We start from the raw sequence: 24,040 nt of genomic DNA on the forward strand, positions 1-24,040 counted from the left end.
TAGTTTCCTGCAGAAAAAAGACCATTAAGTAATAGAGAAAATCATGGTTCGATAGAATAACATTCTTCAAAAGAATTGATGGCGCTATTTTCTTCTACAACGTAAATTCCTAACTCAAAACAGTAGGTTGAATCTGCGCCAACATAAGGTAAGTCAATGAAGCCTTCATAATCTCCATTGATCGCCTGTGGAAAATCAATTAATTTGGTATCTATTGATTTTCCCTTTAACTGTAAAGTAATATTACTTGGTTTTAATTCTGGTACATGCTCTTCAGGAATAACAACTTTAGCCCTGGCTTTATTTTGTCCAATTTCATTAGTGTATAGCAAAGTCTCATCAATGACAAACCATTTCTCACCGATATAGTCTCGATCAAAAATATTAGTATTGAGAGTATCAACTTCTTCAAATTTTTTGAAGCACCCCAATAAAATAAAAGCCATTAAAAGCAATATGTAATTAAATCTACCCATTATAAATGAATTGCAAATGAACATCCTAAAGGATTGATATTTAACGAGTATTTATCTTCAAAAGGACTTTTTTTTGAATAGGTCGGCTCTTTATACGTTTTTTTAAATTTACTATATGACCAAATTGTACCTCCCAAAAGTGCTAGAGTTAAACCCGAATTAATATAAAAACCAATGCGTTGCCTATTGTATTTTTTATTGTTTGTGGCAACATTATTTTTGAGATCATCAATTTCTAGTGTGTATGGTGATTTATTATAGAGCAGCAAATCCGAATTGATTTTCTTTTTCGACGAATAAGCGTTCACCATAAAAACCCCAGTTGACAGTGCGCTAGCCAATGTAATCGATGCTGGAATTGTTAGGTGTTTGTGAAATTGATTTCTATATTTCGAATAATCCAATTCATACTGTATGAAATCATTATTCTTGGCCATCTCAATATGTTTTTCTGTTGTTTGACCAGGTAATACCTCGAATGTAAAGCGTTTTAGAACATAACCGGGCGACCATACTTTTGCTTCATAGACGCCTGCTGGTAGTGTATCTTTATACCTCTTTAGCAGTAAAGTGTCATTTATTTCAATTTCAAAATATCCGTTATCAACTTCAACAAAAAATCGAACCACTCCTTTGTCTTGAGCTTGTATATTACTTATCCAAAACGTGAGTAAAACAGTTAATAAAATACGATATAAATACATTTCCAAGTTTTGTTAATTATTGAATTTAGTAATTTATAACTATCGTGATTTCAAATTCATTTCAACTGTATGATATACTGATTAATCCGTTTAGGCAACTGCATCATCGAGCTTAAGATTATCTATAATGAATTCTTGACGATCTTGAGTATTTTTTCCCATATAAAAAGTTAACACATCTTCGATTTTAGCATCCTTCCCAATCAAAACTGGATCAAGTCGCATATCTTCTCCAATAAAGTTTTTGAATTCGTCTGGAGAGATTTCCCCTAACCCTTTAAATCGTGTTATTTCAGCTGATTTCCCACACGCCTCTATCGCCTCTATTCGTTCTTCATCGGTGTAACAGTAATAGGTTTCTTTTTTATTTCGCACTCGGAACAAAGGTGTTTGCAGAATAAAAACATGCCCATTACGAACTAAATCTGGAAAAAACTGAAGAAAAAACGTTAGTAGTAATAGACGAATGTGCATACCGTCTACATCGGCATCAGTTGCTATCACAATATTCTTATACCGTAAATCATCAATACCATCTTCAATATTCAAAGCGGCCTGTAATAAATTAAATTCTTCGTTTTCGTAAACCACTTTTTTAGTTAAACCAAAACTATTTAACGGCTTACCTCTTAAACTAAAAACAGCCTGAGTATCCACTCTTCTCGATTTTGTAATAGAACCGGAAGCAGAATCTCCCTCCGTAATGAATAACGTTGTCTGATCATTCAACTCATTCTTCGATTTGTCATTGTAATGTAATCGACAATCCCTCAATTTTTTATTATGTAAACTTGCCTTTTTAGCCCTATCTCTAGCTAGCTTACGTATTCCAGATAATTCTTTTCGCTCCTTTTCGGATTGTTTGATTTTTTTCTCGAGTATTTCAGCCGTTTCCGTATTACGATGCAAATAATTGTCCAGTTTCTCTTTCAGAAAGTCATTCATGAATGCACGCATTGACTTTCCACCTGGGGCGATTTCCTGAGAACCTAATTTAGTTTTAGTTTGAGACTCAAAAACGGGTTCCATCACCTTTACAGCGACTGCAGCTACTATTGATTGACGAATATCTACGGCATCATAATTTTTACCATAAAAATCTCGAATCACCTTTGCAGCGGCTGCTCGAAACTCAGTCAAATGCGTTCCACCTTGTGTAGTATGTTGTCCATTTACAAAAGAATAGTAATTTTCGCCGTAAGACCGAATATGTGTTATTGCAACTTCAATATCTTCTCCTTCTAAGTGAATTATAGGATAAAGCGGATCGCTCTCCATATTGTCTTCAAGTAAGTCCTTTAAACCGTTTTCAGACACCATTTTCTCCCCATTGAAATAAATGGCTAAACCTCTATTTAAATAACAATAGTTCCAAAATAATTTTTGAAGGTAAGGGATCTTGTAATTGTAATTCTTAAAAATATCTAAATCCGGTGCGAATTGAATATAAGTTCCATTTCGTTCAGTAGAAGGCTCCACTGCTTTGTCGTCGATTAAATTCCCTCTTTCAAAATAAGCAGTCTTTTTCTCCCCATCACGAACAGAACTAACGGTAAATCGTTCACTTAATGCGTTTACAGCTTTTGTACCAACACCATTTAAACCGACCGATTTTTTAAATGCTTTTGAGTCATATTTCCCACCAGTATTAATTTTCGAAACACAATCCACTACTTTCCCCAAAGGAATCCCTCGGCCGTAATCCCGCACTGTGGCTACGCCATCTTTTATTTTTATATCGATACGTTTTCCATTCCCCATGACAAATTCATCAATGGAATTGTCAACAATTTCTTTCATTAATACATAAATCCCATCATCTGCAGCCGCTCCATCACCTAATTTACCAATGTACATGCCTGGACGCATTCGGATATGCTCTTTCCAGTCTAATGATCGAATATTATCTTCGGTATAATTTGTTTTATTTTCTTCCATACTTCCTCTAAAAAAACGCTTTAAACAAAAATAGAGTTTTTAATGCTTTCTATTACGATAGAAATGAACAGAATATCAACATTATTCCGTGAGTATCTCTTCCTTAATGATGCCATCATAAGGGATGATGAATTTCAACTTAATAAGCTTCTTAATTTGAAATTGGCAAGGATTTAAAATAATATTTAGCGATTTACGTTTTGGTTCAGACTGAATTTTTAATTTTGGCACGTTTTGAATAATTGGAAAAAATATTTACTTCTCTTTGCTCTATTGATTATACAATTTGGCTCTTTTAGTCAATTGGTAACAATCTCGGGAAAGGTTTTTGATGAGGACGGAAAACCTTTAAGTAAAGTAAAGATTAAAGTAGAAGGCGATAAACAGACTTATTATTCGAATGATAATGGCTTTTTTACACTGCAAGTTGAGGGTAACGAAACCTATAAATTCAAGTTCAATTATTTCAATCAAAACCACAAAGAAGAAATAAAAGTTGCGAGCTTTGATGTAAGTGGGTTAAAAATTACCCTGTACAACAATGTGCTTGGACGAGTTACCGTTGAAACGACTAGGCCAAGGGAATTTATTGATCAATTTCCACCAATCGAATATTCAAGAATTTCAAGTACCACTGGAAATTTTGAAGATATTATAAAAACAGGAGGTTTAGGGGTAAACTCAAATAATGAATTGACCGCAAATTATAATGTTCGAGGTGGGAATTATGATGAAAATTTAATTTACGTAAATGGCATTCAAATTTATCGACCATTTTTAGCCAGATCGGGGCAACAGGAAGGACTAAGTTTTATCAATCCGGCGTTCGTTGAAAATATTAGTTTTTCGGCTGGAGGTTTTGATTCGTATTACGGAGACAAATTAAGTTCTGTACTCGACATAAAATACCGAGACCCTGTCAAATATGGTGGTTCCGCACAACTCAGTTTCATGGGAGGCAGCGCGCATATTGAAGGAACTTATGGCGGTTTTAGAGGTAGCTTTATCACGGGGGCACGTTATCGTGCTAATTCATACTTATTAAACAGTTTACCTACGCAAGGTGATTATAATCCGACCTTTTTTGATTATCAATTTTTAACGAATTTTTATCTCAACTATGACAATGAGAATAATTACGCAAAGTGGTTTGCACTTGGTCATTTTTCTACGAACAACTATCAATTTGAACCAAAGACAAGAACAACCTCATGGGGAACAGTGAATGAAGCTTATCAATTACGAGTTTTTTATGAAGGTCAAGAGGAAACAAAATTTCAAACAATTACGGCGGCAACTGGATTTGAATCGAGTAAAAAAAGGAAAGGAAAAGGTACTCTTAAAACATCATTTGTAACGTCTGTATTTCGATCGGTTGAAAGTGAAAATTTTGATATTTTGGCCGAGTATTGGATTAACGAACTGGAAACTGATCCCTCGAAAGAAGAATTTGGAGATTCTACTAGCAATGTAGGAGTCGGCGGCTTATTAGATCATGCCAGAAACAATTTAGATGTTTGGATTGGAAATGTTTACCACAACGGTAGCTATAATTTCATTTCAAAAACAGACTCGGCAAGGACAAAATTAAGAACATCGGATTTATATTGGGGAGGCAAATTACAATTCGAATCCTTTTCAGATCACTTGAGCGAATGGAGCTTAATTGACTCAGCTGGATATTCTATTCCACAAGGTTCAAGTGAAGTCGTGGAACTGAAAGAATTGATAAAACAAGATAATTATGTTGAAACATACAGAGCCAGCGGACATCTCCAATACACCTATGGAATTGTAAAATATAAATCCAAAATTTTAAATTTAAAACGTAGCATTAAAACAGACTCAAGTCAGTACGATATTATTTATCAAGACACGATTGCAAAAAGTCCTTCCAAACTGGCGTTGACCTTAGGAACAAGAGCTGGATATCGTACTTTAAGTGATGAATATTGGGTAACACCACGCGCTAATATTACTTATACGCCAAGATCCTATTTTATAGCTAACGACAGTACTTTGAAGCGCCGTTATGTGAAATATCGTGCAGCAAGTGGTTTGTATTATCAGCCACCGCTTTATAGAACGATGCGTGGTATAAATGGCGAATTGAATTCAGAAGTTGTCGCACAAAAATCTTGGCACAATGTAATTGGCGCAGATGTTTTCTTCAATTTATGGGGTAGAGAATTTAAATTTATTTCCGAAGCATATTATAAATACATGTGGGATATCGTTCCTTACGAAATTGACAATGTAAGAATTAGATACTATGGAGAAAATAGTGCAGTGGCATACGCTTACGGTGTTGATGCAAAGGTAAACGGGCAATTTGTTCCGGGTGTTGAATCGTTTTTTAGAATAGGATATCTAAAGACAGAAGAAGACATCTTAAATGATTCATATTACATCTACTTAAATTCGGATAATGATACCATTTCGCCAGGGTATACTTTTAACAATATTCCAACGGATTCAATCTATCAAGAACCAGGTTACATTCCGCGACCGACGGATCAGCGATTAACATTTTCATTGTTCTTCCAAGATCGAATGCCAGAGAACACAAGCATCAAAGGGTTTGATAACCTAAGAGTCTCTGCGAATCTAATTATGGGAACAAAATTGCCCTATGGACCACCGACTTATGAGCGATACAAAGATATTTTAAGAACTAAATCGTATTTGCGGTTGGACCTTGGGTTTATGTATGATATCATTAATCCTGAAAAACTAGAAGACTATAAAAACAAAAGAGTATTAAAACATTTTGAGCAAATGACATTGAGTCTGGATGTTTTTAATCTATTAGGCGTAAACAATATAATTTCATACCAATGGCTCCAAGATATTGCTGGTCGTTATTACGCTATCCCTAACCATTTAACTGGAAGAAGAATAAATTTAAGATTTATTGTTAAGTTTTAATTTATATTTGAGCGAAAGTATTTTCAACCCTTTTTACTATTTTTAACCTTGAAATGAATGAAATATGAAAAATAAACTATTTGGTACGCTAACGATTCTTGGATTAGGAATTATAGCATTAACAGCAAGCTGCAATAAAGATAAGAAACCGGCGGTTACAATGACCGGTGAGTATAGAGGCTCATTTGAAGGAACATACTTGGAGCATGACACGTTAACCTCAAGTGGTTATTTCGTTAAAGTTACCTCTGAAAGTGACAATAAAATAAAAGTAGAAGGAAATGATTTTGAAACATTTACCGTACTAGTAACGGCGGATGGCGTGAATATCGAAGAAGTAACTAAAAGTGATGAAAGTTTGGTTAATTTTATCTACATCGGAGATGAGAAAAAATTAAAATTCACCTACAATAAAGACGAAAATGAAGCCGAATTTATTGGAATTAAACAATAGTGATTTTAACTATTAATTCGGTTCGGTTAAACTTGCTACAATTTCTTTAATCGGCCGAATTGATTTTACATATTCAATCGTTGGTCCCGCACACCAAACTGTTTTATAAGTTGCGCTAAAAGCTGATTTTTCTAAAGCTTTCATGCCCTTTACAAAGGTCAGCATTTTCACCCATTTTTTCAATCGTTTATTCTTACTTAGCAGGCGTTCGAACCAATTTTGTTTGGTTCCAATTTTTTGTACGTAAGGTGTATTGATAACTGTACAAGGTGTTCCTGAAACTTTCGTACTCATCACAATATCTTTTGCCCCATAATCTACACACGCTTGTTTATATTCTTCCGAAACATCTGCTTCCTTACTAGCAATAAATACACTTCCTACTGAAGCTCCACAAGCTCCTAATGCTATAACTCTATTTAAATCTTCAGCATTCCCTACTCCACCGGCTGAAATAATAGGAATAGTACATTCTCGTGCTAAAAGTGGGATTAACTCTTCACGCGACATTGGCCCAGCATGACCACCCGCTTCTTTATTCACAGCGATAATTGCATCGGCTCCTAAAGATTCTACTTTTTTAGCGTATTGAAGATCTACCACATCACAAAAAACTTTAATTCCTTTAGGTTTACAAGCATTAATAACACTTTTAGGATTCCCCAAAGAAGTAATGATATAATCGACGCCCATTTCCAAACAAGTTTCTAATTGTTTATCTAATTTAGGGTTAGATTTATTGACAATCAAATTAACTCCAATAGGTGCGGTAGTTGCATTACGAACTTCTTTAATGGCTGCTCTAAAAGCCTCGTCTGTTCTGTAATTCAAAGCAGGAACGGCTCCAGTAATCCCACTCTTTCCAGCCTCAATCATCATTTTCGAATTTGAAACTAAAAACATTGGAGCCATAATAATGGGATATTCAATGTTTAGGATATCTGTCAATAACGTTTTTGTTGCCATAATATTTTAGTTTCTAGTTATCGTAATTATTTCTCCTCTAATTTAGTTATTTATATTATGCGCACATAATAAAGTCATAAAATATTTCTTCCTATATTTAGCGCATGAAAGCATCTAATCGCTTATTTCTATTAATCGCCTTACTTGTAAGCATGGGTTGTGAAAACAATACTCAGCAAAAAATTTTAAAAGATAATTATCGTAAAGTAGAAGACAGTTTACATTCTGAGGGCTACATACTTCATCAAAATCTTCAACCCCAATATTTTCATAGAGCCATTTCAGATACTTTAATAATTGGAAACCTCAGTTTTTCAAATCGCCATTATGGTGACACGATAATTCGTCCCAAAACACTTACTATTCGCGGATTTAAATTTAAAAAAGTAAATCAACCTTCAATCGAATTATATCAATTTCATTTTTTGGATTCAAACGAAAAAAAAGCATTCGATACTTTCATTCCTTATTCTTCTTTTCATTTAAGCAATGTGAAAACACCTGGCACCTATTTTTATAACGGATCTATATTATATCTAACATTACAGCCCTTTCCATAGCGGTTATAAATAATAATAATCTTCCTCTCCTTTTACCTCAATCTCGGTGCTACCAGGCCCGAAACCATCCATCAAAACGCTTGCCTTTTTAATGGTTAAGCTTTCTTCTACCTCAAATTTCGACTTTGTTACATTTCCATTTTCATCACATCGTTCTTTTTGTCTCGAATGATAACCGTTCAATTTAACCAAGTTATAGGTGTAAGTTTCTGTAAAATCACAATTGGAAAAATAGACCAAAGTCGCAATCGCTAACTTCCATTCATCATCAATCAGTCTAAATTCGTGAGTATACGACCATCTTTCCACAGATCCTCCAAAATGATTTACGATAATTCCCCCACCCGTCACTGTCATTTTCTCAAATGGATCACCCATTGTTCCACCCGATTGACTAGGTAAAACCGGTCCTATTGCTTTATGTGACAAAGACCAAACACCATCCTGGTTAAAGTAAATCCTTAATTCACGCTCTTTTCCTTGCGCTACTTCCCTATCCGTATCAAATACTACCACTTTTTCATTGATGCCATCCCCATCTAAATCTCCTTCATCCTCACTAATTATCATGTAACCGTCGGGTATTTCAACCTGAGGCAAGCTTTTTAAAGTGCTTTCTTCTAAGCTATCAATTAACGCGATAGATTCTTCTAAACGATCATCTACCTCCGTTTTTCGTTCATTAGATTCTTCCTCTCCACCACAACTTAATAATCCTAGAAAGACTAGCATCAATAAAGTTTTATTGGCACTACCGATTCTATTTTTTATTTGTGAAAATTTTAATCTTCGGTTCATATATAATAAGGTTTTTGGTTGTGTTTTTTGGCGAATATACACCACACACTTAAATTACAAAAAAAATCAATCCTTTATTCTTAATATTCTGCTTTTTTAATCGGCTGCCTTATCCCACTTTCCGTTTTAGTCTTCTATCTAAACGCTAATAATTGCTAACTAAAACAAACGTTTGCTGAAGCTCCACGTTGTTATTAGCAAGCATTAATAACCGTTTATAAAGTAGCGCTATCACTTCAATTGGGGGCAGAACTATTCAATTGCCATCTGTTTTAAATCTTCTAGCCATATTTCTCCATCAAACCGACTTTTATTGGTGATTTTTATAAAATCATGATCCAAATAGGCCCGTGCTCCAAAACCGCAACTAAAAGAAGTTTCTGAAGCCCAAACATGCACTTTTTTCTCTTCAATTTCTAACCATATTTGACAGGTGTCACCTTCCATCACTTTAACGATCGAATGAAACAAATTGGAGCTTTTCCGAATAGCAATGCCGCTCGCTGATGCAAAATGATAAGTTGGTCCACACACCACATTGACATCAAATTTTAAAGAGTCTTCCCCTATTTGCTCTAAAAGGAGTGTTCCTCCATTGAACCCCATTTCAACGCTTGGCCTATCTTTACTATAGAACCAATCATTTATAAAATAATTTTGATTGCCATAACCACCATCAATATTCATGTCGCAACTTTGCGAAAATTCTTCCAAGGTTTTCACCTTAAAAAAAGTGGAATCCAGAGGACGGGTAACCAATTTCACTCGATGCGAACTATTTCCAGAAATCCAATAACCGGTAATTGAATCTCTATCGAGGTTTAAAAAAAACTCACCGGTCACTTCATTTTTAAAACGCTCTTCTAAATACATGCAATCTCCAAAAATTTGTCCTTTTAAATCCAAAAAATTATTTTGATTCTTGTAGCGATACCTGCCATTAACAACACCAGTTGAGTAGTTTAGATCACTAAAAACCATCGCAATAGGATATTTTCCAATCTCACCTTCCACCCTAACCTGACTATTTGCAGGCACTAACTTTGCAATGAAAGCACAAATGAAGAACAATCTAATTATCATGTCTTAAAAATAAGTAATGACCAACTAATTCCTGATTTATTAGGTTAAGTTTTTTTTAAGTTATTCGAATTTCGTTGAACCAATTACACCGCAAATAATAAGTTGTTGAATCGCAAATAACGTATTTCTCATTCAAAGAATCAATTATAATGTGGATTATAAAAACTTGAAAAAAAAAATAGATTTTCATTACCTGTAATAGTCTTGGCGTTATCAATTAAAAAAAAGTAATTAGCAGGTTAACAATTTCAAAAATTGAATACGAGTCGTGCGACGAGAAGTAATACTGGCCCACCACTATTTTCCAATGCAGAAATTTGCAAAAATATTACCAAGCAGCTCATCTGAAGAAATTTGACCGGTAATTTCACCTAAATAATGCAAGGTTTCACGAATGTCCATAGCGAGCAAATCTCCTGGAATTTGCATTTCTAAACCGTCTTTTACTTTTTGAAGGGATTGCGCACATTTTTTGAGAATCTCAAAATGCCTAACATTTGTAACAATGGTTTGGTTTTCTTCTCCTAAATCTCCAATCGAAGCTGAAAGTGTTAATATCAATTCGCTAATATTATGTTTTGTCTTTGCAGCAATAAACACATTGCTGCCGGAAATAGTTTTAAATTTATCTTCCTCAACTTCGTCTACTTTGTTAAGAACAGGTATCAAGACTTGTTCCTCAAAATCAATTAACTTTTCGAACGTTTTTTTCTCCTTTTCTATCGATTCAATATCATTTTCTTTTAAATCAATCAAGTGAATAACCACGGCCGCCCTTTTAATTTGTGCATGAGCTCGTTCAATTCCTAACGTTTCAATTTCATCAGTTGTCTCTCGAATACCAGCAGTATCAATAAACCTGAACTCGACACCATTAAGAATTATGGTGTCTTCAATTATATCTCTTGTGGTTCCTGCAATATCCGAAACTATTGCCTTCTCCTCATTTAGCAAAGCATTTAAAAGAGTAGATTTACCTGCATTAGGAGCCCCAACTATTGCTACAGGTACACCATTTTTAATTACATTCCCCAATCTAAAAGAAGACAACAGACTCGTTGTCTTAGCTTCTATTTGCTCAACCAAATTGTTAAGTTGTTCTCTATCTGCAAACTCAACATCCTCTTCACTAAAGTCAAGCTCTAACTCAACCAAAGAAGCGAAATCCATTAAACTTTGTCTAAGCTCATTAATCTCTTCGCTGAATCCACCGCGCATTTGATGCATTGCGACTTTGTGCGCTGCTTTTGAATTAGCACTAATCAAGTCAGCAATTGCCTCTGTTTGAGAAAGGTCCATTTTACCATTCATAAAAGCACGTAAAGAAAACTCTCCTGGACCAGCCATTCTTGCTCCCGATTCGACTAATAAATTCAATATTTCTTCTTGTATAAATAAAGATCCATGACAAGCAATTTCAACACTATCTTCTCCTGTAAAGGACGTAGGATTTTTAAAAACGGATACCAAAACTTCATCAATCACCTCATTTTTAGCGTTGACAATTCTACCAAAATGTGCCTTATGACTTGGTGAATTTGAAAGCTCTTTTGTGAAAATTTTTTGTACAATTGAAAAAGCATCTTTTCCTGACAAACGGATTATGGCAATTGCTCCAACTCCTGCAGCAGTTGACAAAGCACAAATTGTATCTTCTTGATTCATGAATTCCATAAGACAAAATTAAGTAGTTCAATTCAATCTAATTCAACTTTTATTGAAAAGATTTAATCCTGCAAAACGAACAGAATATTAATGAAAGTGTGAAGTTCTTAAAATGTTCTAAGAATTATCTTTGTTTTAACAATTCAAAACTATAAATTTGGACACGCAAAGCAAAAGAAAAATTTTATGTCAGTATTAGTCAATAAAGATTCAAAAATAATTGTTCAAGGTTTTACAGGTGGTGAAGGAACCTTCCACGCTGGACAAATGATCGAATATGGTTCAAACGTAGTTGGTGGAGTTACCCCAGGTAAAGGAGGTCAAACTCACCTTGACAGACCTGTTTTCAACACTGTTGAAGATGCAGTTAAAGAAACTGGAGCAGATGTTACCATCATTTTTGTTCCACCTGCGTTCGCAGCGGATGCAATTATGGAAGCTGCTAATGCTGGAATTAAAGTAATTATTACTATTACAGAAGGAATTCCAGTTGCGGATATGATTCGCGCTAAAGATTATATCTCTGCTTTTGATTGCCGTTTAATTGGACCGAATTGTCCAGGTGTTATCACTGCTGATGAAGCTAAAGTTGGAATTATGCCAGGATTTATTTTCAAAAAAGGAAATATTGGTATTGTTTCAAAATCAGGAACACTTACTTATGAGGCTGCGGACCAAGTTGTGAAAGCTGGTTTAGGAATTACTACAGCAATTGGTATCGGAGGTGATCCGATTATTGGAACCACAACGAAAGAAGCTGTTGAATTGTTAATGGCTGATCCTGATACTCATGGAATCATTATGATTGGTGAAATTGGAGGTAACTTAGAAGCCAAAGCAGCTGCTTGGATTAAAGAAAACGGCACAAAGCCTGTTGTAGGATTTATTGCAGGAGAAACAGCGCCTAAAGGAAGAACAATGGGACATGCTGGTGCAATTGTTGGAGGAGAAGATGATACAGCGGAAGCGAAAAAACGAATCATGCGTGAGTGTGGGATTCACGTGGTAGATTCTCCAGCTGAAATCGGAACAAAAATGGCAGAAGTTATGGGTGTAAACGCATAATTACAAACAACATACTACAAATAGCCTTTTGATTTAACAATTAAAAGGCTATTTTTATTTAACCCTACATGCAAAGAATAAGTGAATTAAAAGTCTCCAAAGAAATAACCCAAATTAAGCGGGATGCTCAAGGAAATGAACATCGTATTAATAAATCTGTCAACGTTCCCTTTCAAGTTAATACAATACAAGGCAGTGCTCGCTTTGGTCATTATTTGATTGATTTGTTTGTAATCATTTTAATTTCAGTGGGACTAGATTACGCAGGCATATCGGGCTTCACAAATATTCAAGTAAGTAACAATAGTTTTAGTTATTTTATCAATATTCATGGATATTTGTTGGTGTTCATTTATTATACTGTACTAGAATCTACGATGGGAAAAACCCTTGGAAAATTTGCTACTAACGCCATAGTTATAGATGATTTTGGCAATAAACCCGAAGTTGGCACGATTATGATTCGATCAATATCACGCTTAATACCTTTTGAAACTTTTTCATGTTTAGGTAAAAGAGGGTGGCATGATACAATTTCAAAAACCTATGTGGTAAACGAAGAAGAACTTGTTAGAATTAAAAGAGCTTTGGGCGAAAGTGATTTCTCAGATGATTATGAAATTTTAGATTAACACCTTGAAACAATACGATCCATATCAAGAAAATTTACCTATCGTTGAAGTATTCGACAGCATCAAAAATACTTTAATAGATGAAAACACCACTATCCTTGCAGCTCCACCTGGTGCTGGCAAGAGCACTCTTTTACCGCTCGCCTTGATGAATGAAAATTGGTTGAAAAACCAAAAAATTCTCATGTTGGAACCAAGACGTTTGGCTGCAAAAGGAATTGCGTCTAGGATGTCAACACTACTGGATCAACCTGTAGGAAGCACAATAGGATATAGAATACGGTTTGAATCCAAGACCAGTGAACGAACTAAAATTGAAATTTTGACTGAAGGAATACTGACCAGGATTCTCCAACAAGACTCAATTCTAGAGAATGTTGGTTTAGTCATCTTCGACGAATTTCATGAACGAAGTATACATGCAGATGTTGCGTTAACCTTGGTAAGGGAAATTCAAAAAGAATTAAGACCTGATTTGCGCATCTTAATAATGTCTGCAACAATTGATACCGAATATTTGTCAACTAAACTGAAATGCCCTACGATTGAAAGCATGGGTAGACAATTCCCGATTTCCTACTATTATGAGGGAGATTCAGACCTCGAATTTTTACCAGAATCAATAGCTAACACCGTAAAAAAAGCAGTCAAAGAGCACCAAGGTGATATATTATGCTTTTTACCTGGAGAAAGAGAAATTAAAGAAGCTGAACGAATATTGTCCGGCTTGACATTTAATCAAAGTATTGACATACAAACCCTTTATGGAAGGTTACCTCAAGCAAAACAACAGGCGGCAATTTTACCCAGCAAATCCGGAAATCGAAAAATAGTCTTAGCCACTTCAATTGCAGAAACCAGCTTAACAATTCAGGGGATAAAAATTGTAATTGATAGTGGTTATATGCGGAATTCAAAATATGATCCTCGATCAGGTTTAAGCATGTTAACAACAGAAAGGATTACCTTGGATGCCGCAAATCAGCGAGCGGGAAGAGCTGGTCGATTAACAAACGGTATTTGCTATCGACTATGGTCCAAGCCCACTCATTCTAAATTAATTCCGCATCGAAAACCTGAAATACTTGAAGCCGACTTAACGAACTTAGCATTAAGTCTATACAACTGGGGGAGCACTGATTATCAAGCCCTCACATGGATTGATGAGCCACCAAAACACTCAATGGAACTTTCAATTAATTTATTGAGTGATTTGAATGCAATTGAAAGTAATATCATTACCAAGCACGGAAAAGCCATGGCTGAATTGCCTACGCATCCAAGAATTGCACACATGCTACTTATGGCTATCGAAGAGAATCTTACCCCTCTAGCAACAGATCTTGCGGCCTTAATTGAAGAACGAGACCCTTTAGGCTCGGAAAATGGTATCGATATCACCCTTCGAATTGAAGCATTACGACGCTATCGGTCGAACAACAAAAAAGGAGGGCGATTTGGTAGAATTGAAAAAATCGCAAGTCAATATCGAAAACTCATGAATGTGGATCCAGACAACTCTGCATTCGACCCATATGAAGCCGGCCTATTATTAGTTCATGCTTATCCAGAACGAATAGCGTTTGCACGGCCAGGAAATAATGCGCAATTTCAACTTTCAAATGGAGCTTATGTTAAAACATCGCATAAAGATGATTTAGCCCATGAACCTTGGTTAGCTGTTGCTAACATGCACGACAATCCTGGTGGAACGGGTCGAATATTTTTAGCTGCACCGTTAAACCCTAAAGACTTGGCACCATTTGTAAAAGAAGTTAAAACGTTTGATTGGAATATAAAAAAGGGTGGACTGAAAGCGTTAAATGAAATTCGTATTGGCAGCATCACTTTAAGGAGTACACCAATTAAAGAATTTACTGAGCAAGATGTTATAAATGTGTTAGTACCAGTATTAAAAAAAGAAGGAAGTCATCTCTTGGATTTTAACGAAGACGTTATTAACTGGCAGCATAAAATAGAATCATTAAAAATTTGGAGGCCAGAATTAGATTTGCCAAAAACTTCAACCGATTTCTTATTAGATAATATCGAAACTTGGCTTCTACCCTACTTGGTAAATATGCGGAAAAATGCAGATCTTAAAGCTATAAACCTCCTTGAAGCTCTTCGATACAGCGTTCCTTTTGAAATACAAGAACTGATTGATAAACTTGTACCAGCAAGAATTACAGTACCAAGTGGTTCACAAATTAAAATAACCTACCAGCCAAAAGGCAAGCCCCCAATTTTAGCAGTTAGATTGCAAGAAATTTTTGGATTAACAGAAACGCCCAAAATTAACGAAGGTAGACAAGAAATTCTCATGCACATCCTATCTCCGGGATACAAGATAGTTCAAACAACGTCTGATTTAAAGAGCTTCTGGCAAAATGCGTATCATGATGTTCGTAAAGAATTAAGAATAAAATACAAGAAACACTCTTGGCCAGAAAATCCGTTTGAACAATCTCCCGAAAAAGGGGTTAAAAGAAAAAAATAACTAAATTGTCCTAAAATAAATCTTATGACAATATCAAGAATCAATATTATAGTTCTTCATTCTGTTTTTCTATTTTTCATATACAGTTGTAACAACTCTAAAAAAATTATCTCTGATAGCGAGACGCTTCAAAATTTCCAACTAAATGATACGGTCTCTTTTACTCTAGGAAAAACTTACCATTGTCAAGATGATATTGATCTATTTGTGTCATACGATTCTCTAATCTCTGATTCGAGATGCCCTATTGGTGCTGAATGCTTTTGGGAGGGTGAAGCCGAAGCAAAATTTAAAATCAATTATAAAAAACAATTGGACTATCTTAATTTAAAAACCAATAAACAAAATAACACGGTTGACGTTTTCGGATATAAATTTCAGCTTTTAGAGATCACTCCTTACCCTGGCTCAAAAAATGAAAATTCAGAATTAGAACAAGCCGTTCTAGTCATAAAAAAATAGAATCTAAGTATTTATACTTAAACACTAGGTTTTTTCACTCTATATAGAGTAAAAATTACCATTCGTCGATATTGTTCAAAATCGTTGAATTTATTAATGTACATTTGCTTTATTAAATTTTTTGATAAGTTCTTAAGTTGTAACCTCATAAGTACATATACGTACTACAGCTGAACTTAATAGGTTTAAACCATGAAAAGCAAGATATATAGTTTATTTTTATTTGTTCTACTGTTTTCTACACAAGAAACAAATTCGGCATACGGTCAGTGTACTATTACTGTAGAATCGACTGATGATTATGAAGTAAACATTGAGATTACGATGACTGGAATTGATGCTCCAGCATCATGTACCTGGGGCTATAATTACAATGTAGAGTTGGATTATTCTGTAACAATAACCGGTCCCGATGCTCCCGGCAGTCTATGGACTTTGCAAGGGAACATTGGTTGCAATAGCGATAATAACTTTTTTTCACTGCCGAATAGTGGTGGAACAGGCTCGCTTACTACAGGTAGCAACCCTTGGCGCGGTTCTTCAGATTGTGCAATTGCAACTCCTGAGCAGTTAGGCTGTGATGTAGCACGAATACAAATATATGGTCCTGGCATACCAAATCAAGTTATCGAATGTACCTTTGGTAGCCCCTTACCAATCGAGCTAATCTCATTTAAGGCAACTCCTGAGAATAATTGGATTAATTTAGAGTGGATCACTGGCTCAGAATTGAATAATGACTTTTTTACAATCGAACATTCAACAGATGGAATAAATTGGGAGAAAATTGAAGAAATAAAAGGAGCAGGGAATAGTAACAAACGCATCTCCTACTCTACTTACGACTACAATTCGGTATATGGAACAAATTATTACCGGTTAAAACAAACGGATTATGATGGAAAATTTGAGTATTCGGATATTCAAGCTGTAAACTTAAATTCATCCAACGGTTCATTCATGGTATATCCTAACCCGGCGAATTCAATAATTACGCTTTCTAGTGAAGACAATATAAATCATATTGAAGTATACAGTGCATTGGGAGAATTGGTCATGATTCAAGATTTTAACGGATATTCATCACAAAATCGAATTGATATTTCTTCTTTAGAAAATGGACTTTACATTATAAAAACCAATATTGGCTCTCAAAAATTCACAAAGAACTAGAGAACTTTCCTCTTATCGGCTTTAATAAATACTCAAGTCCATTTAATTTTATCTCGTAAATTGATGACAATAAACTCCCAATTTTACCAGGAGGAAAGCCTTTTGCGTGATACCATGATAAATAAGGTTCGGGCAAATCGCAAAGTAATCGACCTTTGTATTTACCATAAGGCATCCTAGTTGTTACCAATTCAATTAAATGCTTGCGCTGCTCTTCTTGATTCATTGCTCAAAAATAAGCATATTATACTCATTTAATAGGAATATTGTAACTTTACTAGACCGACAAAATTGGCATTATGGACGAAATCATCAAATTTAAATCAAGTTTAAAACTCGATGCTAATTCATCACTAAAATGGAATTATAGAATACCCGTTCCCAACAAAATTTCCGAACAGTTTAAGCAATCTGATAAAAGAATAATTTATTCAATAAACAATGATACAAAAAGTATTCATGCTGCATTGATGCCCGACGGTTCGGGAGGTCATTACCTCATGATCAATAAAGATTTGCGAAAAAAAATGAGTCTGAAAGAAAACGATTCTATCGAAATAACAATTTCCAAGGACAATAGTGCTTACGGTACTTTTGTACCCCATGAATTTAATGAAGTAAACGAACAATATCCTAAAGGATCTAAGTATTTTCACTCGTTAACGATTGGTAAGCAACGAACATTATTACACCTAATTGCAAAACCTAAATCAGAAGAAAAAAGAATTGAAAAAGCCATTATTATATTCGAGTATTTGGAAACGGCACATGGTAGTCTTGATTTTAAAGAGCTAAATGAGGCATTCAAACAAAGTCGGTTTAAAAAAGATTGATCCCTCTACCTCAAACCGTTTAAAAATTCTAATGAGAAGGTGAATGTAAGTCTCAATCGTATGTTTATATTTGTAGTGATAAAGGAATTAAAAATAAACAAACCCCAACCATGAGACTTGCTCAAATTGCACGTAAAGTGGGCATGACCCCTTCAGATATTCAGAAATTTTTAGAGAAAGAATTCGAAGTAAAAATTGGTAAAGAGCCTAATTATAAACTTAATGAAGAGCAGTTGTCTGCGGTTTTGGAAACCTATCCTGAAATAGAAGAAAAAGAAGTAATTACGAGAAAGGAGCCAAATAACACGCTTTCTGAAGTGATCCAGAACGAACAAGAGTTAGCTAAAGAGGAGCTTGACAACACTCAATCAGAAGAAGTTCCGAAGGAAGAACAAATTGAAGATGATACCCAAACTAAAGAAATCATACAAACCAACGAAATACCTGAGATAAACGATCAAAACGCTGATAAGAGCAATGAAATCAAGGAGGAAATTAAAGAAGAAGAAGAGTTTATTGAGGTAGAAGTCGATCCCGATGCGGAATTAATTCAGGCCCCCAAGATTAAGCTAGATGGCTTAAAAATATTAGGGAAAATAGAGTTACCAGAAGATAAAAAAATTGAAGAAACTCCTGAAAAAACTGATGAGGAAATTGCGGCTGAAGAAGCGGCTGAAATTGCTCATTTGGATGCTGCAATGCAATCGCAGGCTCAAGATATCAAAAATAACAAGGATAATCAATCGACTGTGTCCTCTGAATCGGAATATAAAGATGCCAAGGGTATTTACCATTTTAGTCACACACAAAAAGAAAACAGAGCTAAGGCTTTAATTGAAATAGAAATAAAAAGAAAGGCAAAAGCGGAGAAAGAGAAGAAAAAACGTCATTATGAGAAATTAATGGCTGATAAAGCTACAACTAAAAAGACGACTCAAAACCAAGAGAAGAATGCTCCTTCAAAAAAGATCTCCCAACCAAAAAAGAAGAAAAAGGTTGAAAAAAAACCTAAAAGTTTATGGGGAAAATTCTTAAAATGGCTGAACGACTAGCTTTATAGAAGCAAGAACAATGTTTAAAGTAAAAAAAATGCTTTACGTTGATATTTTTGGTATTTCATCTTACTTAGAGCTAGACTTCTAAGTAAATCCCTTACATTTGCTCAGTTTATAATTCGAGAAAATGAAACTGAGACACATCATCATACTTGTAATTTTTATCCTAGTCAACATTTTAATTATCAACTCATTAAACTTTGATGCTGGTAAAAAGAATGTAGAGAAGAACTCAAAAAAAGACTTCTACCCTAGCTTAAGTGCCACCGTTGCTAAAAATGAATTAGATACGTTAAAAGTCGTTGGGTATGGAACAGCCTCATCTTTTAACGCTCTCGACATAGCTAGCGAAGTACAGGGTCAACTAAAAAAAGGGAAGTACGACCTTAAACCTGGAGTGAACATTCGTAAAGGAGATTTGCTTTTTAAAATTGATGATACAGAGGCACAATATAACTTAAGGTCTCGCAAAAGTAATTTCATTAATATTCTTGCAGCATTATTGCCTGATATTAAGATTGATTTCCCTGATGAATTTAATAAATGGCAAGATTACATTAACAACATAAAACTGAATAAAGACTTACCGCAATTACCCAACTGGAATACGAATAAGGAAAAAATATTTTTATCAACAAGAAGTGTATTAACGGAATATTTTACAATTAAAAGTTTGGAGACTCAGACAAAAAAATATGCTGTTTATGCTCCTTATAATGGAGTTATCACAGCTGTATATTCAACAGACTTTGCAGTTGTATCGCCCGGAACACCAGTAATTAGAGTTGTAGAAACCAATAATTTTGAAATTCCCGTTGCCATTTCTGTGGATCAAAGTGATGCAATTAGGATAGGAACCAATGTTAAAATTTACGCTACAGATAATGAATTGAAAGGGGTTGGCCATGTCGTAAGAATATCTGATGTTATCAATAAAAACACCCAGTCAATAGAAGTCTATGTTCGCCCAAAACCCATAGAAGGTAAAATGTTTACTGAGGGTGAATATTTGAAAGTTGAGATTAACGAAGAAGAGATTCATAACGGTTTGAGAATTCCGAAAAAAGCAATTCATGAAAATTCAGTCTACCTTTTTCAAAAAAATGATTCAACCTTAACGAGGCAGCCTATAAAATCATTTGGCTCCAATGAGCTCGGTACCTTTGTGGTAGGCATTCCTGATCATTCGATTGTAATTACTCAAGAAGTATTGAGTTATAGTGATTCAACAAAATATCAAATCGTTCTTAACTAAATACAGATGAGAAATTTGATACAATTCTTTATTCGTAAACCAATTTGGGCAAATGCCTTAATTGTTGTAACGGTTTTATTTGGTGTTTTTAATGTACTCACCATGAATCGTTCATTTTTCCCAGAATTAGACCCGCGTATGATTCTGGTCAACGTGGCCTATCCTGGAGCTTCACCCGAAGAAATGGAAGAAGGTGTGACGATTAAAATTGAACAGGCATTGAGAGGGATAAATGGTGTTGAACAAATCAATTCTACGTCGGCAGAAAATATTGCCACTATAACAATTAAAGGATTTGAAAACGCTGATATGGATGAAGTTTACAAAGATGTAGACAATGCCGTAAACAGTATTAACTCGTTTCCGCAAGGTGCAGAAAAACCAATTATCAATAGACTGAAATCCAATCCAATATCTGAAATGGTTGCAACTATTGGTTTAAAGGGCAATAATGATCTTTGGGTACTAAAAAAAGAAGGCGATAAAATTGAAAATGACCTGTATGCATCAGGATTAATTTCAATTATAGATTTACGCGGTTTTCCTGAACCTGAACTAGTCGTAAACGTTAGAGAAAATGATTTATTGAAATATAATATCCTAATTGATGAAATCTCATTGGCAATTCAACGGAATAATCAAGATTTAACTGGAGGCATTTTAAGGGGTGAAAATGAAGATTTAATTATTCGATCAAGGGAAAGGTCTACCAACCCTGAAGAGCTTGAAGCAATTGTGTTAAGAACAACAATTGGTGGTCAAAAAATTACAATTGGTGATGTTGCCGATGTTAGTTTTGGGTTTTCCGAAGATTCGTACGAGGTATTTGCTAATGGAATGCCAGCAGTTTCAATCGATGTTAAAAAAACACCAGATCAAGACTTAGGAGCAATTACAGATTATATTAAAAATTATATTGAATTGTATAATGCTCAAGGTAATCCTGCTCATTTATCATTAGAATACGAATTTGCTGCATCGCTTCAAGATAGAATTAACTTGCTAACTTCCAATGGTTTTGTTGGATTAATTTTAGTGTTAATCATGTTAGGCTTATTCTTAAGCGTTAGATTGTCACTTTGGGTGGCTTTTGGAATACCATTCTCTTTCTTAGGAATGTTTATCATCGCTAATATGTTAGGATTAACAGTGAATATGATTTCTTTATTTGGAATGATATTAGTGGTTGGAATATTAGTGGATGATGGAATTGTGATTGCTGAAAATATCTACGCGCATTTTGAAAAAGGTAAAAGTCCTTTTAAAGCAGCCTTAGATGGTACCTTAGAAGTTGTTCCTTCTGTTTTTACTTCTGTGTTAACAACAATGGCCGCATTTTCTATTCTTCTTTTTATTCGGGATATGGAAATGATGAAAGAAATGCCGATTGTTGTAATAATTGCCTTGGCTTTTTCATTGGTAGAAGCTTTTATTATTCTTCCAGTTCACCTAGCAAGTGCTAAAGTTTTGGCTAAAACTGAACCGGGAACGAGACGCCATAAATTTAGATCTTTTATCACAAAAGGAACCGATTATCTTAGAGACAAAATTTTTGATGATGTTCTTGGATTTGTAACCGAGCGTTACAGAGCTTATGTATTATTACCGCTTATTTTTACCTTCGCAGTAATTGTTTTTAGTTTGAATGGGTGGATTTCTTATACTTTTTTTCCTGAAATTAAACCGGATAGAATTTCTTTGGAAATCGCATTTGAACAAGGAACAGGTAAGTCAATAACAAAAAACTGGCTCAATCAAGCGGAAAAACTAGTCTTAGAGGCGAACGAAGAACTCCGTGAAGCTACCGGAGAAAACTTACTTTCTGAGTATTCAATAATGCTTGGTAACTCCCAGTCAATTGGTGAAACAGGCTTTCATACTGGGGGAATTACGATGATTATCGATGCAGAAGGTAAAAAAACTCCTGTTGATTCACTCATGGCAAGAATTCAAACAAAGGTTGATCGAATTAAAGAAACCAAATTGGCGTCAAATTTTTATTTAGGTGGAGGAATTCATCAATTTGGAAAACCAATTGAATTTTCGGTTTCAGGAAATAGCGAAAAACAAATTTCGGATGCACGCGATAAATTTAAATCTTATCTGAATGACATACCTCTGGTTAGTAATGTAAAAGATAATCAACCCGTAGGTAGAAAAGAAATCAACTTAAAGATGAAACCTGAAGCTGATTTTCATGGGTTAGGGATATTTGAGGTTACAAAACAAGTTCGCCAAGGTGTCTTTGGACAAGAAGCTCAACGTGTAATTGTAGGAACAGATGAAGTGAAAGTGTGGGTGCGTTATTCGAAAGAGGATCGTGAGGATGAGTTTGATATGAATCAAATAAAAATTAAAACGACTGACGGCAAACAAATTCCATTAACTGAATTGGTAACGTATAATATTCAACGTGGACCAGTGAGCTTAAAGCGACGAGATGGTCGACGGGAGATCATTGTAGATGGTAGCGTGGATAATCCAGATGAAATTGGGGCAATAAATACACAAATAATTAACGATATTATTCCCAAAATAAAAGCAGAGTTTCCTGCTGTTGACATCATACAACGTGGACAAGGGGAAAGAAGTTCCAAAGCACTAGCGTCAATGGGTTTCAACGTTTCTATACTTATTATCGTGATGATCATCATCATGTCGCTTAATTTCGAATCAGTTTGGCAAGGGTTATTAATACTCCTCGTTATTCCTGCCGGAGTTGCTGGTGGAATTTTAGGGCATTCCATTGTTGGAATTCCTGTTTCCATGTTAAGTGCTTTTGGTATGATTGCACTAATAGGTATACTTATAAATGATTCGATTGTTTTTTTAGACACTTATAACCGTAATTTAACGGAAGGCATGACAACGCACAGCGCCATTAGAGAAGCGGCTAAATCAAGGTTCCGCCCTATTCTACTCACATCCATCACAACCGTTGCGGGGTTATTACCGTTAATTCTTGAAACTTCCTTTCAAGCACAATTTTTAATTCCGATGGCAGTTGCGATTGCTTTTGGGTTGATTTTCGGTACAATCTTTATTTTATTTTTCTTTCCAGCGATTGTTTTAGTTCAAAATGATTTAAGAAGAGCTTGGCATGCGATACATAATAGAGCGGAGCTATCGAATAAAGACTATCATGTTAAAACAGGTCTTGTTCGTGAACTAAAAGCGGTGTCTTTTGGGTTCCCAAATTTTCTGAGATTCTTAGCCTCTTTTTACCTTTATATAATCGCGTTTGTTATGTTGATAATAGGCGTTATGATTCTAACTTCTTCTTTTACCTCAAATGAGGAGCTAAATATAACAGCTATAATAGTTAGTCTATTCTTATTATTTGGTTCGATTGCTTTACTTGTTGTGTTTCCTAAAAAATGGTTTGATGGAATTCTCAAAAGAATATGGCGAAATGAGACAATTGTCGACCCAAAAATAGTTGAACCGGTGCTCATGAACAAAAAGCACCAAGAAGAACGTGAAACATATTAGT

20 protein-coding genes are annotated in these 24,040 nt (G+C 34.9%); 12 read left to right on the plus strand and 8 right to left on the minus strand.

Features of this window, described 5'->3' with window-relative positions; all coding sequences use genetic code 11:
* Positions 1-41: 41 nt before the first annotated feature.
* From A8143_RS01125 to A8143_RS01135, 3 genes are all read right to left on the minus strand, one after another.
* Positions 42-476: a hypothetical protein gene (locus tag A8143_RS01125; protein WP_070137160.1), complete on the minus strand. Its 435-nt coding sequence runs from the start codon at positions 474-476 to the stop codon at positions 42-44.
* On the minus strand, positions 476-1,180 hold the full coding sequence (locus A8143_RS01130; RefSeq protein ID WP_070137162.1) for a hypothetical protein: 705 nt from the start codon (positions 1,178-1,180) through the stop codon (positions 476-478). The genes A8143_RS01125 and A8143_RS01130 overlap by 1 nt, the downstream gene beginning before the upstream one ends.
* A gap of 90 nt (positions 1,181-1,270) precedes the next feature.
* Entirely contained in the window at positions 1,271-3,118 is a 1,848-nt protein-coding gene (locus A8143_RS01135) for a DNA topoisomerase IV subunit B (protein WP_070137164.1), read from the minus strand.
* Positions 3,119-3,352: 234 nt separating this feature from the next.
* Between A8143_RS01135 and A8143_RS01140 the strand changes: the two genes are divergently transcribed.
* Complete coding sequence (locus A8143_RS01140; protein ID WP_083261165.1) at positions 3,353-6,046, plus strand: TonB-dependent receptor; 2,694 nt, start codon at positions 3,353-3,355, stop codon at positions 6,044-6,046.
* Positions 6,047-6,110: 64 nt separating this feature from the next.
* A complete protein-coding gene (locus A8143_RS01145; protein ID WP_070137168.1) occupies positions 6,111-6,500 on the plus strand; it encodes a hypothetical protein in 390 nt (129 codons plus the stop codon).
* Positions 6,501-6,512: 12 nt separating this feature from the next.
* Here the strand turns inward: A8143_RS01145 and A8143_RS01150 are convergent, their stop codons facing one another.
* On the minus strand, positions 6,513-7,466 hold the full coding sequence (locus A8143_RS01150; protein WP_070137170.1) for an NAD(P)H-dependent flavin oxidoreductase: 954 nt from the start codon (positions 7,464-7,466) through the stop codon (positions 6,513-6,515).
* 104 nt (positions 7,467-7,570) lie between these two features.
* Between A8143_RS01150 and A8143_RS01155 the strand changes: the two genes are divergently transcribed.
* Entirely contained in the window at positions 7,571-8,026 is a 456-nt protein-coding gene (locus A8143_RS01155) for a hypothetical protein (protein WP_139134232.1), read from the plus strand.
* A 3-nt stretch (positions 8,027-8,029) separates the two neighbouring features.
* On the opposite strand, the gene A8143_RS01160 is transcribed toward A8143_RS01155, so the two are convergent.
* The 3 genes from A8143_RS01160 to mnmE form a co-directional block, all read right to left on the minus strand.
* On the minus strand, positions 8,030-8,824 hold the full coding sequence (locus tag A8143_RS01160; RefSeq protein ID WP_139134233.1) for a hypothetical protein: 795 nt from the start codon (positions 8,822-8,824) through the stop codon (positions 8,030-8,032).
* Positions 8,825-9,076: 252 nt separating this feature from the next.
* On the minus strand, positions 9,077-9,907 hold the full coding sequence (locus A8143_RS01165; RefSeq protein ID WP_070137176.1) for a hypothetical protein: 831 nt from the start codon (positions 9,905-9,907) through the stop codon (positions 9,077-9,079).
* 297 nt (positions 9,908-10,204) lie between these two features.
* Positions 10,205-11,572, minus strand: a complete 1,368-nt coding sequence (gene mnmE / locus A8143_RS01170; protein ID WP_070137407.1) for a tRNA uridine-5-carboxymethylaminomethyl(34) synthesis GTPase MnmE — start codon at positions 11,570-11,572, stop codon at positions 10,205-10,207.
* 186 nt (positions 11,573-11,758) lie between these two features.
* Here mnmE and sucD point away from each other — a divergent pair, with 186 nt between their 5' ends.
* The 5 genes from sucD (at position 11,759) to A8143_RS01195 (ending at position 17,404) form a co-directional block, all read left to right on the plus strand.
* On the plus strand, positions 11,759-12,637 hold the full coding sequence (sucD, locus tag A8143_RS01175; protein WP_070137178.1) for a succinate--CoA ligase subunit alpha: 879 nt from the start codon (positions 11,759-11,761) through the stop codon (positions 12,635-12,637).
* 68 nt (positions 12,638-12,705) lie between these two features.
* Positions 12,706-13,269 carry an RDD family protein gene (locus A8143_RS01180; protein WP_083261166.1) on the plus strand — a complete coding sequence of 188 codons (564 nt, stop codon included), beginning with the start codon at positions 12,706-12,708 and terminating at the stop codon, positions 13,267-13,269.
* A gap of 4 nt (positions 13,270-13,273) precedes the next feature.
* Positions 13,274-15,769 carry an ATP-dependent helicase HrpB gene (hrpB, locus tag A8143_RS01185; RefSeq protein WP_070137179.1) on the plus strand — a complete coding sequence of 832 codons (2,496 nt, stop codon included), beginning with the start codon at positions 13,274-13,276 and terminating at the stop codon, positions 15,767-15,769.
* 24 nt (positions 15,770-15,793) lie between these two features.
* Positions 15,794-16,231, plus strand: coding sequence for a hypothetical protein (locus tag A8143_RS01190; protein ID WP_070137182.1), 438 nt, complete (start codon positions 15,794-15,796; stop codon positions 16,229-16,231).
* A 192-nt stretch (positions 16,232-16,423) separates the two neighbouring features.
* Entirely contained in the window at positions 16,424-17,404 is a 981-nt protein-coding gene (locus tag A8143_RS01195) for a T9SS type A sorting domain-containing protein (RefSeq protein ID WP_070137184.1), read from the plus strand.
* Here the strand turns inward: A8143_RS01195 and A8143_RS01200 are convergent.
* Complete coding sequence (locus A8143_RS01200; RefSeq protein WP_070137186.1) at positions 17,391-17,630, minus strand: DUF3820 family protein; 240 nt, start codon at positions 17,628-17,630, stop codon at positions 17,391-17,393. The two genes, A8143_RS01195 and A8143_RS01200, sit on opposite strands and share 14 nt — an antisense overlap.
* 73 nt (positions 17,631-17,703) lie before the next feature.
* Between A8143_RS01200 and A8143_RS01205 the strand changes: the two genes are divergently transcribed.
* The 4 genes from A8143_RS01205 to A8143_RS01220 all read left to right on the plus strand — a co-directional run bounded on the left by A8143_RS01205 (position 17,704) and on the right by A8143_RS01220 (position 24,039).
* The gene (locus tag A8143_RS01205; protein WP_070137188.1) at positions 17,704-18,237 is read left to right on the plus strand and encodes a DUF1905 domain-containing protein; all 534 of its coding nucleotides are present in this window, start codon (positions 17,704-17,706) and stop codon (positions 18,235-18,237) included.
* Between the two features lie 110 nt (positions 18,238-18,347).
* A complete protein-coding gene (locus A8143_RS01210) occupies positions 18,348-19,289 on the plus strand; it encodes a hypothetical protein (protein ID WP_070137190.1) in 942 nt (313 codons plus the stop codon).
* Positions 19,290-19,419: 130 nt separating this feature from the next.
* The gene (locus A8143_RS01215) at positions 19,420-20,547 is read left to right on the plus strand and encodes an efflux RND transporter periplasmic adaptor subunit (protein WP_070137191.1); all 1,128 of its coding nucleotides are present in this window, start codon (positions 19,420-19,422) and stop codon (positions 20,545-20,547) included.
* Between the two features lie 6 nt (positions 20,548-20,553).
* Entirely contained in the window at positions 20,554-24,039 is a 3,486-nt protein-coding gene (locus tag A8143_RS01220; protein WP_070137192.1) for an efflux RND transporter permease subunit, read from the plus strand.
* Position 24,040: the final 1 nt, after the last annotated feature.

Origin of the sequence: Crocinitomix algicola, from assembly GCF_001661595.2 — a bacterium.
Lineage (GTDB): Bacteria > Bacteroidota > Bacteroidia > Flavobacteriales_D > Crocinitomicaceae > Crocinitomix > Crocinitomix algicola.